Here is a 14457-nt window from a genome sequence, read left to right as displayed (position 1 = left end):
GCGGTTTGAATGGAAAATCAGGGACTGCCAGTTTTTTCGTTGTTATCTTTGTCCGGTTCGGTGCCGTCGGTTGAGGGTGCCCAACCGCAGGTCATGGCGGCTGCTCAGGCAGCTACAACCTCTTCAGAGTTGACGTTTGACACCATTCTTCAACAGTTTTCCTCAATAGAATCTGCAGCCACAGAGTTAGTCTCTCCAGAGCTTTTATCTCCGGAGCTTTTATCTCCACAATTGTTGCCTGTTAATTGGCAGGCAAAATCAGATGTGCTTTTGGCAAGCCCGGGGGCTTCAGAACGGACAAAGCATTTTCCCGTTACACACTTGCCAATAGTGACAAGCGAGAAAAAACCTGAACAGGCCACTGTGGAGATAAAAAATACCTCTTTAACAGAAGGGGTAACTGAACGACCCGATTCAAATGTGTCAATGCCCATAAAGGCTGCAAAACTCCAGCTGCCTGTCCGAACCCGGGCATCAGAGGTCTCTTTGACTCCGGTTATCACCCAGAGGGCGACTCAGGCTCAAAGACCATTAACGGATGTTAATCAGGTGTTGGAGGTAAATCACCAAACAGAAAAGCTCAGGCCGGAAGTCACATTAAAACCGGATCAAATCCTGGCAGAAGCCAAAGTGCCGGAGATAAAAAATCACAATGGAATAAAAGAAATTCCAGCTCCGCAGCCTCTGTTCAATCTTGAAATGGAGCGAAAGGCCACTCTAAAAACAGTGCCTGTATTGATGCAACAATCTGAGTCAATAACGGCCATTGCTCATCAGGCGCCACAACATTCTGTTTCAATTCAGATGACTGAGCCATCATCAGCCGCTCAGTCACCTCTAGTTAAACAACCTTTCCTGCAACCTGAACTAGCCCAGCGACCGTTTGGGCAGACAGTGGTCCAGATGATTAAGCAGGGTGAGCAGAAAATGGAGTTTCGCTTAGACCCACCGGAATTAGGCCGGGTAACGCTGACTGTGAGCGTTGATAGAGACGCTGTCAGCCTTCAGGCGATAACGGCAACACCGGCAGCCAGAGACTTGTTGCTGCTTCATGGCGATCGCCTGCGGGAAGCTCTTAATAGTGAATCACTGACTCTGGGGCAAATGTCAGTGGATGTGGGTAGCCAGAAAGAGGCCGATACATCGGAACAATCTTCAGAATACCTGCCCACCGCCGATGGTTGTCATGAATCAAAGGGTTATCAGAGTGCCCAGGAACAATTCAGGGTTCATGGCGGCAGATTATTGGATCATTTCGTTTAACAGATCATCGGAAAAGGAGTTTTTGGACTCATGGCAGATGAAAAGGAAAGCAGTGCCTCTGAAGACAAAAATTCAGGCAACAGCAAGTTATTAATCATCATCATTATTCTTCTGGTGCTGTTGCTGGCTGGTGGTGGCGGTTTTGTAGCAATGACAATGATGGCTCCTAAAGAGCAACCGCAACAGCAACAGCAACAGCAACCGCAGCAACCAGTGGCAGCATTGGCGCCACCCAGTTTTATGATGCTTGAGCCGTTTATTATCACTCTTAAAAGTGATGCCCGACCTCGATATATGCAGATAAAACTGTCATGGATGGTACGGGATGAAACGGTGATCGCAACACTGGAAGCTTATCGGCCACTTATTCGTAATGAAGTCATCAACTACCTGGGCTCTCTCTCTTATGAACAGGTTAAAGCCGGGGGCGTCACAGAGATTATCCGCGCTGAAACGCTGGCAAGAGTGAATGCACTGCTGGACAAAGAGAGGGTGGGAGCAAGGGTGGATGACTGTCTGATTACGGATCTTGTGATTCAGTAGCAGCTTAGTGGCAGACATGCAGCAAAAAGGACTTAACGCTTATCGCCAACAGGCAGGAAATCAGCGGGATGTTCTGGTTAAGCAGCACTTGTCCCTGGTTAAGAAGATTGTGCTGCATCTGGCCAGCAGTCTGGGCAGCAACATCTCCCGGGATGATCTCTTGCAAGCAGGCATGATGGGTCTGCTGGATGCTGCCAGTCGTTATGATCCGGGTCGCAAAGTCCCCTTTGAACAGTTTGCCAAAACCCGGATTCGAGGCGCAGTGATTGATGAGCTACGACAGTGGGACTGGCGCAGCAGAACAGACCGGGAACACGGGCAGAAAATCAGTAATGCCATCCAGAAGTTAAATACAAACCTGGGACGGGCTCCGTCCGAGTCCGAAATTGCAGAAGAACTTGGCGTCAGTCTTGAGCGATACCACCGTATGTTACAGGGCAGTAGTTCCGACAGTCTGTTGAGTCTGGATGGGCTGATGCAGGGTGAGTCTGACAGCCGAATCATAGAGATCAATGATGACGACTCTGTAGAAGTGGTTGCCATGGGTGGAGAGCGCAGTAAAGCTCTGGCAAAAGCATTACAGGAGCTGCCGGAACGAGAGCAACATCTGATGAATCTTTATTACGTTCATGAACTGAATATGAAAGAAATTGGAGAAGCTTTGGACCTGACGGAGGCCCGTATTTGTCAGTTACACCGTCAGGCTGTCTTACGATTGCGCTCGCTGCTGGAAGAATGGAACAGGGACTAATGCTATGAAAATCTTGGGGCTACTGATCCAGCTTGGCTGCATCTTTGGTGGTTTTATGGCTGCTGGTGGTGAAATGGCGGCTATCTGGCAGCCCGCAGAAATAGTGATGATTGGTGGTGGAGCATTGGGGGCATTCATCATTGCCAACCCAACTAACGTTGTGAAAGCGGCGGGACGGCACTTGGTTTATACCGTCAACAATTCAGGTTTTAATCGTGAATATTATGATGAGCTGCTCTCCCTTATGTATACATTATTTAATATGGCGAAAAAAAAGGGGGGGAGTAAGGCCCTTGAAGAGCACATAGAAAACCCTGAAAACAGTGATGTTTTTTCAAAATATCCTCTGATTATGAAGACGCCTCATATCTATAACTTCATTGCTGAAAACCTCAGGCTGTCACTGGTAGACGGCATTGAACCCCACGAATACGAAACCATTATTGAGGAAGAAATTGAATCCATGGAGTCAGAAATGATGCGTCCGGCAGATGCTCTGCAGCTGATTTCGGATGCTTTGCCGGGCTTCGGTATTCTGGCAGCAGTATTGGGTATTGTTATTACGATGGGCGCGATAGATGGCCCGATGGATCAACTGGGCAGATTGATTGCTGCGGCTCTGACAGGGACTTTTCTTGGCATATTTATGGCCTACGGACTGGTTGGACCATGCGCAACGGCCATTGGTCACTCAATCAATCAGGAAATAAGAGCATTTGAATGCATTAAGGTGGGGCTGGGCACTAACAAGTCCGGGTTTCCTCCCATTGTTTCAGTTGATTCTGGCAGAAAAATGCTTTTTTCAGACAAACGACCCACTTTCGGTGAACTGGAAGAGTTACTGGACGGCCAATGAGCAAAGGTCATGTTATTGTCATCAAAAAGAAGCATGGCGGTCATGGTGATGGTCATCATGGAGGTTCATGGAAAGTAGCCTTTGCTGATTTTGCCATTGCCATGATGGCTTTGTTTCTTCTACTGTGGATTATGAGTGCCACTGATAAGGAGCAGAAGAAAGCCATTGCGACCTATTTTGAAGATCCGGGCTCATTCCGCCATCCAAGCAGCTCCAAGCCCATTAATTTTGGGGTAGCAAATACTGTGGTGGATATTCCCAAACCGGGGCCAGGCAAACAAGGCAGGGAAGACACTGAAGTTATTGCTGACCAAAACACCAAAACACTGAATAACACGCTGATTTTCGACAAGCTGTCCGATGAATTACAAAAATTGATCGGTGGCAGTAAGTCAGCCGGAAGATATGAAGATTACATTTATTTGGAGGAAACACCGGAAGGCTTGCGCATTGTCATTCTGGACAATAACAAGCGGGATATGTTTGAAAAGGGGAGGGCGAGACTGCAGCCATTTTTTCAGGATTTACTGCTTGAACTGGCCCCTATTCTGAACAAACTTTCTTTCAACCTCATGATAAGCGGGCATACTGACAGCTCTGGCTTTCAGAGGAATGACTATTCAAACTGGGAGCTGTCATCAGCCCGGGCTCAGATTGCAAGAAGAACGCTGGTTTTCGGAGGATTAGAAGAGTCCCGGATTATGATGGTATTGGGTATGGCTGACCGGGTATTGCGCAACCCTGAAAACCCTGAAGCCAGCTCCAATCGTAGAATTGAAATTCTGCTCCTGGCAAAAGATATGGAAGAGCGGATTGAAAAGATGTTTGCACCCATTGAAGAAGGCACCCAAAAGCTGAGCGAAGGAGACTCACGGAAAATGCGCAAAGCGCTCGAAAAAGCCAAAAGTAATCAACTCCCGGAAGAAATGAAAGACAATATAGAATGGGGCAATTAGTTACCTGCCCAATGAGCCAGAAATATTCGATTCCGTCAGTTACTCAGATTTTCTTATCGATGATTTTTTTAATGATACGAGAGACGGCCACAAAGCCAAACGTAGCCGTCACTACGGTCGTGGCACCAAAACCACTGGCACAATCCATTTTTGTTGACCCCAGATCCGAAGGTTTCTGCTGGCATACCGTTCCATCGGGCTGAGGATAAACCGCCTGTTCTGAAGAAAAGACACAATCGACACCAAACTTCCGCTTGTTGTTTTTAGTAAAGCCGTGGAAGTCTCTCAGATGATTTCTGACTTTTTTTGCCAGAGGGTCGTGCCAGGTTTTGGTGAGGTCGGTAATCTGTATCTGGGTGGGATCGACCTGACCACCGGCACCACCGGTTGTGATCACTGGAATCTTGTTTCTTTTGCAGTGATGAATCAGGGCAGCCTTGATTCTGAAACTGTCTATGGCATCCAGTACATAATCGAAGTCCTGACTGATCAGCTCAGACACATTTTCGGTTGTTATAAAGTTTTCAATGACATGGCACTGGCAGTCCGGATTAATGGACTGAATGCGGCTGGCCATCACTTCACATTTGGACTGACCAATCGTTTCGGTGGTGGCATGGAGTTGACGGTTGATGTTAGTGACACAAACATCATCCAGATCAATCAGAGTAATGCTGCCCACCCCGGTTCTGGCCAGAGCCTCTGCTGCCCAGGAGCCGACTCCGCCAATACCTATGACGCAGATATGGGACTGTTTCAGCCTGTCTACGGCATCGCTGCCATAGAGACGGCGGCTGCCTCCAAATCGGGCGTCATAGCCAGTGGTTGAATGTTCCGAAGCAACTGTCATAAAAAGAGTCCGAGAGCCTTTGGGTAAAAATCTTACAGGTCATGAATCCGGGCGCAGGATTATAATACTGACATCCTCTCTTGTCATGGAGCCGGTTGGCCCGGGAGTATCGGATGACTCAAGTATTGCGATCTCTGGTGGGGGATATTGGTGGTACCAATGCCCGTTTTGCTCTGGTGAATCCTGACAGTCTGGTGCTGGAAGGTATTCAGACAATGTCGAGTATTGATTATTCCGATCTTGAAGATGCCGTCCGGCTCTACCTGAAAAATCAGGGCGTTGAAACCATTACCAGAGTTTGTCTTGCCGTTGCCGGTCCGGTCGTGGACGGAAAAGTCAGTTTCACTAACAGCCACTGGAAAATTGATCAGCAACAGTTCAAACAGGACTTTGAATTGGAAGTGATGGCGCTGATCAATGATTTTGCCGCGCAGGCTTTGGCGGTTCCTCACCTTCCTTCAAACGAACTCATGCCTGTTGGGCCTGAGTTGGACGTTGATCCTGATGCCGTCAAGCTGGTGATCGGCCCGGGAACCGGTCTGGGGCTTTGTGGATTAATCGAAACCCCTGTGGGTTGGCAGGCTCTGCCCGGAGAAGGCGGCAATGCCGACTTTGCACCTTCTACGGAAAGAGATATTAGTGTCTGGCGATTCATCCGAAAAGAGGTTGGGGGGTTGTTGGGGGTTGAGAGAATACTCTCTGGCTCAGGTCTGGAATTATTGTATGAAGCGCACTCCAGTCTCGATGGTCGGATGGATAAACTACAGGCGGCAGATATCACGGTTCAGGCTCTGGAACAAAATGATTCTCTGGCCTATGAAGTGCTGGACCACTTTTTTGAGATTCTTGGCAATACCGCCGGAAATGCGGCACTGATCCTGGGAGCAAGGGGCGGTGTCTATATTGCGGGTGGAATTATCCCAAGAGTTAAAAAACTGTTTGCCAGAGGAACATTCCGGAAAGCTTTTGAGAACAGGGACAAGATGAAAGGTTACATGTCAGGCATACCGACATCGCTGATACTGTCTGAACATCCGGGGTTAACAGGAGCGGCGGCCTATTTGAACTGTTCAGGTTATCATTGAAGTCAGCTGTCTTCTAAAAGTATCCCCAGAGGTTGTGGATAAGTCTGGGATTAACCTTTGGGTGGTTTTCCGAACTTCAGGGAAATAACAAACTGCAAATAAGTGGTTAAAAAACGATCAATGGTTGGTTGAAAGCACTCACCAGATCAGGCTGCAATAGTCAGCCTGACACCCAGCGCTTTCAGCAGGCGATGTACGGTATCCCAACGAGGTTGAGCCTTGCCATTGAACGCTTTGTAGAGGCTTTCTCGGTTGAGCCCGAACTGTTTTCCGCTATTGCGGCGTTGATAACGGTATCAAAGTAATCAAGACCTGCTGCACTGCATGCCGCTCAGTAGAGTCTATCAGCCCCAAACTTTTGGCTGTGTAGTATTTAAGCTACAATAGAGGCATGATTACAGTCAAACAACATGGTGTGTTCAGAAGATGGCTTAAAGCTTTGAAAGATCCGAAGGCCAAAGCATCCATATTATCGAGAGTGAAGCGCTTGGAGTTCGGATTATTTGGGGACGTGAAGCCTGTTGGAGGTGGCTTAAGCGAGTTGAGGATTGATACAGGCAAGGGCTACCATGTCTATTTTGTGCGTCAAGGCAGTGAGCTGATTATTGTATTTTGTGGAAGTCAAAAGAAAGATCAACAGAAACAAATAGATCTTGCCAGAGCGCTATATAAAGATTGGAGAGCTAATAATGGATAGTAAAATAACAGACTTTGACCCTGCTGAGTTCCTTGATAACGATGAAGCTATTCAGTGTTACATAGACGAGGCGATAGCAACCGGTCATGCTGGCTTTATTGCGGACTCACTGGGCGTTGTGGCCAGAGCTAAAGGAATGAGTAAGCTTGCAAAAGAAACAGGTTTGTCTCGTGAAAGCCTCTATCGATCGCTGAGTGAAGAGGGTAATCCAAGTCTGAAAACCCTTCTGGCTGTATGTAAGGCTCTGGGAGTTTCTATGAATATCGGCAAGCCTTTGCGGGTATAAGTTTATTGTTCAAAGCTAGAGATATGCGCCAAACACAAGAAAAAATAAGGCTGCATAATAGCAGCCTTATTTTGGTTATAAGTAATGCATTATCATTTAGGTGTTTCTGCCAAACCTGGCTTAAGCCCTTGGCATAAAATCCGCCTTTTTGTTCATTTCAGATTACGGATTACCACCAAGCTTCAAACTGCACGCCGTATGTCCAGCCGTCAGAGTCCACACCAAAGGTGTTTGCGATTTGAGGTCTTGTGGTTCCTGTATCGAAGTAGTCAAGGCCCTCCACTGAACTGCATGTTTCTTCACCGTAATCAGTTATGCTACATAATGGAGTGCCTGTTTTGTCGGTAGGGAGCAGATTGGGATTCTCAACAGCGTCCCATTTTGCGTACGTAGCAAATACTCTGATCACCGGTCTGACAAATGCTCCAAACTTTGGATGGAACTGTTGAGCTATTGTGAATTTGGTCACCTGACTGTCAAAACCTTGGCCTTTTCCGCTGTCTAAAGTACTGTCATAAAAGGCATTTTCAACTTTGTCCCAACCCAGCTCAATTGCAGTACTGGTGATTTCGGTCCACTTCCAGATGGGTCTGATACCGGCTGTTATCCAGCTTCTCTTGTCAGGCAACGAGGCATCCAGTTTTTGAGCTTCTTCGTCGTACTCGACCTGTGTCCAGGCTGCAACGTACATGATGTCCATTTGGTCACTCAGAGAGAATGAACCATGATCAAGCACCCTAAAGAGCTTGTTGCCCTTGTACCACTCTGCTGAGGCTATATCTCGGCCAGTTGAACCAACGCCTGGACCTGTCATGCCATCATTAGCGTATTGCACTGCAAATTTGTTAAAACCATCCAGAACCTCCCAAGTCAGCTCGGCTGTGAGCAGCCATCCGTCTTTATCAAGAAACTCTTTGTAGACAGACTTGTCAGGAGGGTTTCCCTTGCCGTAGTCAACTCCTAGTTCAAGGCTGAGATTGTCCATGAGTCTCAAATCCTTAAGTCGGAGATCTATGACATCGGTTTCAACAGCTTGTTCTTGGTTAGCCCCACTGCTATCGAAATATTCTACCTTGGGTGTATGTCTTAGCCAGGCAATATCAAACTTGCCTATGCCAACATCAATATCCTGAATACCGGCTCCGGGGCCAGAAACATCCCAGTAGTACCAGTCATTCATATGAACATCATGTCTTTGGTAAAAGCGTTTACCGGCCCAGAGCATGGCCTCCGGCATACCTTCCATGATATTCCTGGCCTGTAAGTTGACTTCTCTAAGGGCAAATTCATTGTTGCCATAATAATTGTCGCCCATTCCGGGCATCTCCCAGTCATTATTCTGGAAAACTTTATAGGCAATATTGGTATCCAGCCTGAACGAAGTGTTGTTATCATCCGACAGCTCAGCACCGAGCTTAAGCTCTGTGTAAGTTTCACACTCGTTACCCAGACGATATTTGGCGGGTGCTCCTGCTGCTTTAAAGCAGGCCTGATCTCCTCCCTCTGCTGAACGACCTACGCCTGAGCGCGCATAGCCGTGAAAATCAACATTGACTTCTTCAAAGCCCCAGGAAAGCGCAGGGAGGGAAGCGAGAGAAATAACTCCAATACTGCGACCCAGAGCAGACAGAGTACTCTGTATCCGAATCATTGCCATTTACCTTGTGTGTGTACGACAGTTGACCAGAGCTAACCGTTGGCTAAGCTGCTCTGGTCTGTTGCCATGAAGATGCGGTTTTCCCGAGTTTCGGAGCCATTTCATGTTCATGGCGGCTTGAGTAAATAAACCGAATGGATCTGAGAATTATGTTTTCGGTGTACCCGTAGGAAATCTAGACCAGAGATTCACAATCAGCAAAGTAATTAAGAAAAAAGAGGAGTTAATACAGTTTTTTATCCAGCCTGGCTCAAATACGACTATGTTTGCAGACAGGCTCCCGGAGCCTGTGCAGCAATACTGTAACTGAGAGTGAAAAAATGCTGCATTTTATTGTTGATCGTGAATTCAGGTATACAGTTTATGAGTTTACTGAGAGGTATCGAAATATTCGGTACTGGAAATGGCCGAATTAAAGGATTATTAAAGGGGATGTTTTATAAAGAACGACAAGTGTCTGGCGTGATGAAAAAACAGTTTCTTTTCGCGTGTATTCTTGCCCCTGTCATAACCCTGATGGGCTGCTCTCATTTTAATAGCCGGGAAGAAACAATAAAGCAGCCTGACTCAGAAGGTAAAGTGTACAACTCAGTTAAGGACATTACTTGTCATCCATTAAGGTATCCTGCCGACAAAAAACAGGCTCGCATTGTCGTTAACGAGTTCACTTCAAGACTAAAACAATCCTCCGGAGAAACTCCGGTTCTGGCTTTCAGTCTGCCGCAAACGGGCATTCATAAAGTGACTATAAACAGCTATGTGGTCAAGGATGATGATAAGGAACAGCTGTTCTATCCAGCGGTTGCACTGCTCGATCAGTCTCATAACATCATAGCCAAGGTACCTGAACGTCAGATCAAGTATAAAAAGCCAGGGCTTACCAACGCTGAAAGTATTGAAGCTCAATTCACCATCGATAATGACAAGCTTTCCAGCGAACAGGCAGTTTGCATGCTTGTCTATACCACCGATGAACTGAGGAAAGGGAAAACAACCTTAATGAATGAGGCTAAGGAATATGCCAGAGCTTACGGTGTTGTTGCACCGCCGGTGCCTGATCCTGTCGCTATTCATGGCAATGCAGGGCATCTGGCCATCAGTATAAAAAGTTCAGAGGTGGCTTTTGCTTCAATGCCCAATATTCCTTTAGCTGCCTCTGCTGCTGTGATACCAGGAGCCTTGTCAGTGGAAGAGGATCCTTTTACAAAAGAAGTCCGGCAGCATTATGTTGATGCTGTTAATAAACACCTTAAGTCATGCGATATTGCAAGGGCTATGCTTGCGAGAGCTGAATTGGGAAACACTCTCAGGGATACGGAGGAATACTTTGTCGAACAGTATGGTAAGCCCGCCGATAAACTGAACTCCCCCAAAACTCTCGGTTTTGAAGACGGTTATACCGAGTATGCCGGGAAAGTCTTGTATCACTATCAATTGCAGGTATACGACCACCTGAAGACCGGTCAGGGTGCTGCGGCATTGAAGGTGATTGATCAAATCAAGGCTACCCTGGAAAAAGTGGATCAGCTGTTTGACCGATAGCCTTCGAAGACAGTTCGCTTGAGCTTGTCGACGTTTCGACAGGCTCAGGACGAATGGGTGTGTCAACATTCTATCGGACAGTGGCGGGAATCTTGATATATCTTTAAATAGCCCTGAATTTGTAAAAGACATTGTTCAATTAATTGTTCAGGTAATACTGTTATGAATGTAATCTCTTACTCCAAAGCCAGAAACAATCTGAAGTCGCTGCTTGATCAGGTGGCCGAAGATGCTAACCACACCATTATCCACCGGCGGGAAGGTGAGGATGCGGTGGTCATGTCACTGGACAGCTACAACAACCTGATGGAAAACCTTCATTTAATGTCATCTTCGAACAACATAAAACATTTGAACGAATCTATTGCCCAAATTGAGGCAGGTTAGGTTCCAGAAAAAGGCTTGATTGATGGCGAGGCATAAGACTAAGCATAAAAGGTTGATATGTTGGTCAGAAAAAGTCCGGAGTGATTATCTTTAGAGCCTGCCGTTTCCACTATTAAAGCAGCCGCATACATTTTTATACTTTGGTTGTGCTAAACCTAACCGCCCTTTCTAATCACTGACATATTGTTAAAAAACGACCGGTTGGATTCATCAGCAAAAATATTCTCCAGAGTGTCGGTTAACTTCCTGCGCCAGTTTGGATACTCTTCGCTGGTTCCCGGAATATTCACCGGGGATTCGATCTGTAACACCTCTTCCAGCTGAATCACTGTGATTTTTGATGCTGTCTTAGCCAGGTAATAATGAACTTTTTCCATTAAGTCCCTTGAGTATTCCATTGTGGAAATATCCTGCGGGTTCATGCCTTCAGGAAATTCATGGACGTTCGCAAGTGTTTTCAGCAAAGCCAGCTTTTCTCTGTGTCTTGCCTCTTTTTCTTGCTGAGCCCGGTTGTGATCATAAATGCCCAGTTGCAGGCGCAAATCCAGATCGAGGCAATTCCACCAGGCCTTCAGAGGAGGGATGTCATGATTACTGACACAGGTCAGAGCCATGGGTTTGTAATCCTGAGGTAGCGTGAAATGATCACCCAAACACTCGAACAGAGCCACTTCATTGGAGTAAAACAGGGCAGGAGGCAGAGAAGCTTCGATTTCAGGTGGGACGGTCCCAAGATCCTCTCCAAATACCAGACACTGACGACGATGGCTTTCCAGTTTGATAATGCCCAGAAAGTCATTCAGAGGATAATAGACATAGGCGCCATAATCAGCCGTTTTGCCTTTGGGGCACCACCAGAGCCTTAGCAGACCCATGACATGATCAATTCTCAAAGCCCCGCAGTGGTTCATATTGGCCTGAACCATTTCAATAAAGGGCTGGTACTGCTGAGCGATGAGTACCTGAGGATTAAAGGGAGGTAAACCCCAGTTCTGTCCCTGGGGCGCTACACCATCCGGGGGCGCACCAACGCCTGCATCCAGACAGTAAAGGTCGCGATGACTCCAGACATCGGCGCCGCCAGTGTCTGCGCCTACTGCCAAATCACGATAGATGCCAACCAGCATACCGGCTTCAATGGCCGCTTCCTGAGCTTTGGTCAGCTGATCTTCAGCCAGCCACTGCAAGTACATGTAGTACTGAATGCGTTTTCGGTTATGGCTGGCAAACTCTTTGACGGCACCGGATTCCGGGTTCTGGAACTGTGACTCCCAGCAAGGCCATCCCCAGTTATTGATGTCCAGCTTTTTGTAGTGCTCATAAATAGCTTCATAAAGGGCATGTCGCTCCAGAGCGGGGCCACGGTTTCTGCAAAAGTCCAGAAAAGCTTTTCCCCGCGAGCTTTCGGGGCTCAGGTGTTGCTTATGGAAGTGATCAAACAGTGTGTTCAGAAAACCAAACTTCAGCCATGCTACCAGACTGTAGTCCACATACTCTTCGTCTCTTGCCTGTTGCAGTTGTTCTTTGAACTCAGGATCTTCAAATTGTCTCTGAGCTTCTTCACATTCCCTGAAGTCCGTTATGGCCGTGATATCGATATACAACGGATTAATAAAGGTTCGGCTCGATGGGCTGTAGGGGCTGGCATGAAGAGGGTTGGCCGGGTACAGGGCGTGAATAGGGTTCAGGCCGACAATGTCTGCGCCCTGTTCCGCCAGTTGAGTCGCTAACTGACTCAGGCCGGAAAAGTCACCTATGCCCCAATCATGATCGGTTCGAAGAGTGTATAACTGGATAGCACAGCCCCATAGTTTATTTCCACTCCCAAGTCTCTCAGGTTCATAGCAGGTTTCAGGAGCAATAATGATCAGAGCGCTGTCTTGCATCTTGTCACTTTGCAGAGAGAGCCGGTGGTAGCCAAGGGGTAAAGCATCCGGTAAGTTGAACGTCAAGTGGTGGTAGGTTCTTCCCTCAAATGTGCGACTGGCCTCTATGGGCATATCGCTGGTATTCAGGGTCAGAGAGTGGTGGCCAGCGGTTTCCAGTATTATTTCACCTTCGAACAGATGACCCAGCTGCTGATCCTCAAGGTACAGGCTGACCTGATAGCTTTGACCTTTAGTGAAGACTGACACGGGATGGAGTGGTTGCTGCCACTTTTGCTGTTCAATGTCTGCTATCGCTTGCTTTATCGAGTCGTCAGATTCAACGTTTAATCCCATGGCACCAAGAATCGGCAGTTTGTATTCAGTGGGGACGCTGACTGGCTTACCCGCCCAGTCACTGTATTCTCCGGAAACGCGATAGTATCGGGCCAGCTGCTCAATCAGTTCAGGATCAGACATAGCGGTCTCTCTCACAAGTCGTAGGCTGGCGCCCGGGTACGACGAAAAGCTATGCCCTCAGCATTGAAGAGGTGACAAAATTGGACCGGAAGCTCAATTTTCATCTTGCTGCCTGCTTCACGCTTTTTCGAGTCTTCTACCCGAACAATGAAGTTTTCTCGAATGGTATCGTGGCTCATGTATATGTAAGATTCGGCTCCCAGACGTTCCAGCGTTTCGACCTTGCCTTCAACCGCATTACCGTTGTCTGTTTCAGCCAGAGCATCTTCCGGTCGAATGCCCAAGACGACCCGCTCACCCTTGTTGGCACCCTGACTGTCAACGTTAGCCCGTAGCATTTCCCCGGTGGTCAACTTGAGTCGTGTTTCGTTGTTGCCGGTTTCTTCAATAAAACCATCAAAGAAATTCATTTTGGGTGAACCGATAAATCCGGCAACGAACAGGTTGGCAGGTTGGTGATAAAGTTCCAGTGGCTTCCCAACCTGCTCCAGGTTACTTTCTGCTCCCTGAGCCAGAGGACTCAGGACAACGATCTGATCTGCCAGAGTCATCGCTTCAACCTGGTCATGGGTAACGTAAATAGAGGTTGTTTGCAGACGGTTGTGCAGTCGGGCTATTTCCTGCCGCATCTGAACCCGAAGCGCGACATCGAGATTGGACAGCGGCTCATCAAACAAAAACACCCTGGGCTGCTGCACGATGGATCGGCCGATAGCCACCCTTTGTCGTTGACCTCCGGACATGGCTTTTGGCTTTCGATCCAACAGGGCCTCCAGTTGGAGAATGCGGGCGGCTTCTTCAACCCGGCTGTTGATCAATGATTTGTCGGCTTTTGCCAGCTTGAGGCCGAAGGCCATATTTTTAGCAACGGACATATGAGGGTAGAGCGCATAAGACTGGAAGACCATGCCCACCCTGCGTTCGTTGGGTGGCCAGTCATTCACCTGCTCCCCGGCAATATACATTTCACCCTCAGTGATATCCTCAAGACCACAGACCATTCGAAGCAGAGTGGACTTACCGCAGCCAGAAGGCCCGATAAATGCTATAAATTCACCCTCGGCAATGTTCAGGTTGATGTTCTTGAGAACCCAGGTCCTGCCCTGGTCGTAGCTTTTGGAAATATTAACAAGCTTAACTTCAGCCATAAGTTTTTCCGTTTTTCATTCGCAGAACCCGCCAGACTGCTAGCAGCCTGTCGGACTTAAGGCTGTCCTACTGCGGTTGCAATAAATTGGT

The 14457-nt window shown here is 47.6% G+C and carries 14 protein-coding genes and 1 pseudogene; 10 read left to right on the top strand and 5 right to left on the bottom strand.

Features of this window, described 5'->3' with window-relative positions; translation table 11 throughout:
* Positions 1-9 precede the first annotated feature (9 nt).
* From KDK17_RS10890 to KDK17_RS10870, 5 genes are read left to right on the top strand one after another with little or no spacing between them, the layout of a single operon-like run.
* The gene (locus tag KDK17_RS10890; protein ID WP_257275742.1) at positions 10-1263 is read left to right on the top strand and encodes a flagellar hook-length control protein FliK; all 1254 of its coding nucleotides are present in this window, start codon (positions 10-12) and stop codon (positions 1261-1263) included.
* 30 nt (positions 1264-1293) lie between these two features.
* Complete coding sequence (gene fliL, locus KDK17_RS10885; protein WP_257275741.1) at positions 1294-1806, top strand: flagellar basal body-associated protein FliL; 513 nt, start codon at positions 1294-1296, stop codon at positions 1804-1806.
* Between the two features lie 16 nt (positions 1807-1822).
* A complete protein-coding gene (locus KDK17_RS10880) occupies positions 1823-2557 on the top strand; it encodes a sigma-70 family RNA polymerase sigma factor (RefSeq protein ID WP_257275740.1) in 735 nt (244 codons plus the stop codon).
* A gap of 4 nt (positions 2558-2561) precedes the next feature.
* Positions 2562-3413, top strand: coding sequence for a flagellar motor stator protein MotA (motA, locus tag KDK17_RS10875; RefSeq protein WP_257275739.1), 852 nt, complete (start codon positions 2562-2564; stop codon positions 3411-3413).
* A complete protein-coding gene (locus KDK17_RS10870; RefSeq protein ID WP_257275738.1) occupies positions 3410-4369 on the top strand; it encodes a flagellar motor protein MotB in 960 nt (319 codons plus the stop codon). The genes motA and KDK17_RS10870 overlap by 4 nt, the downstream gene beginning before the upstream one ends.
* 43 nt (positions 4370-4412) lie before the next feature.
* Here KDK17_RS10870 and tcdA read toward each other — a convergent pair whose 3' ends face one another.
* Positions 4413-5219 carry a tRNA cyclic N6-threonylcarbamoyladenosine(37) synthase TcdA gene (gene tcdA, locus KDK17_RS10865; RefSeq protein WP_257275737.1) on the bottom strand — a complete coding sequence of 269 codons (807 nt, stop codon included), beginning with the start codon at positions 5217-5219 and terminating at the stop codon, positions 4413-4415.
* A gap of 113 nt (positions 5220-5332) precedes the next feature.
* Here tcdA and glk point away from each other — a divergent pair, with 113 nt between their 5' ends.
* Complete coding sequence (gene glk, locus KDK17_RS10860; RefSeq protein ID WP_257288085.1) at positions 5333-6304, top strand: glucokinase; 972 nt, start codon at positions 5333-5335, stop codon at positions 6302-6304.
* A gap of 146 nt (positions 6305-6450) precedes the next feature.
* Here glk and KDK17_RS19550 read toward each other — a convergent pair.
* Positions 6451-6561 (bottom strand): annotated as a pseudogene (locus tag KDK17_RS19550) (DNA-binding protein); the annotation flags it as partial.
* Positions 6562-6695: 134 nt separating this feature from the next.
* Between KDK17_RS19550 and KDK17_RS10855 the strand changes: the two are divergent.
* Together KDK17_RS10855 and KDK17_RS10850 are read left to right on the top strand one after the other, a co-directional pair.
* Complete coding sequence (locus KDK17_RS10855) at positions 6696-7001, top strand: type II toxin-antitoxin system RelE/ParE family toxin (protein WP_257288084.1); 306 nt, start codon at positions 6696-6698, stop codon at positions 6999-7001.
* The gene (locus tag KDK17_RS10850; protein ID WP_257275735.1) at positions 6994-7287 is read left to right on the top strand and encodes an addiction module antidote protein; all 294 of its coding nucleotides are present in this window, start codon (positions 6994-6996) and stop codon (positions 7285-7287) included. Before KDK17_RS10855 ends, KDK17_RS10850 begins: the two co-directional genes overlap by 8 nt.
* Positions 7288-7456: 169 nt before the next feature.
* On the opposite strand, the gene lamB is transcribed toward KDK17_RS10850, so the two are convergent.
* Entirely contained in the window at positions 7457-8938 is a 1482-nt protein-coding gene (lamB, locus tag KDK17_RS10845; protein ID WP_257288083.1) for a maltoporin LamB, read from the bottom strand.
* Positions 8939-9307: 369 nt separating this feature from the next.
* Here lamB and KDK17_RS10840 point away from each other — a divergent pair, with 369 nt between their 5' ends.
* Positions 9308-10486, top strand: coding sequence for a MalM family protein (locus KDK17_RS10840; RefSeq protein WP_257288082.1), 1179 nt, complete (start codon positions 9308-9310; stop codon positions 10484-10486).
* Positions 10487-10648: 162 nt separating this feature from the next.
* Positions 10649-10873 (top strand): type II toxin-antitoxin system Phd/YefM family antitoxin, encoded by a 225-nt coding sequence (locus KDK17_RS10835; protein WP_257274825.1) that lies wholly within the window; start codon positions 10649-10651, stop codon positions 10871-10873.
* 155 nt (positions 10874-11028) lie between these two features.
* On the opposite strand, the gene malQ is transcribed toward KDK17_RS10835, so the two are convergent.
* Positions 11029-13218 (bottom strand): 4-alpha-glucanotransferase, encoded by a 2190-nt coding sequence (gene malQ, locus KDK17_RS10830; RefSeq protein WP_257280621.1) that lies wholly within the window; start codon positions 13216-13218, stop codon positions 11029-11031.
* Positions 13219-13229: 11 nt separating this feature from the next.
* Positions 13230-14366 (bottom strand): ABC transporter ATP-binding protein, encoded by a 1137-nt coding sequence (locus KDK17_RS10825; protein ID WP_257274828.1) that lies wholly within the window; start codon positions 14364-14366, stop codon positions 13230-13232.
* Positions 14367-14457 lie beyond the last annotated feature (91 nt).

Source organism: Endozoicomonas sp. SESOKO2, assembly GCF_024606245.1.
In the GTDB taxonomy this organism is placed as follows: domain Bacteria; phylum Pseudomonadota; class Gammaproteobacteria; order Pseudomonadales; family Endozoicomonadaceae; genus Endozoicomonas_A.
This window is presented reverse-complemented; position numbering and strand designations above follow the sequence as displayed.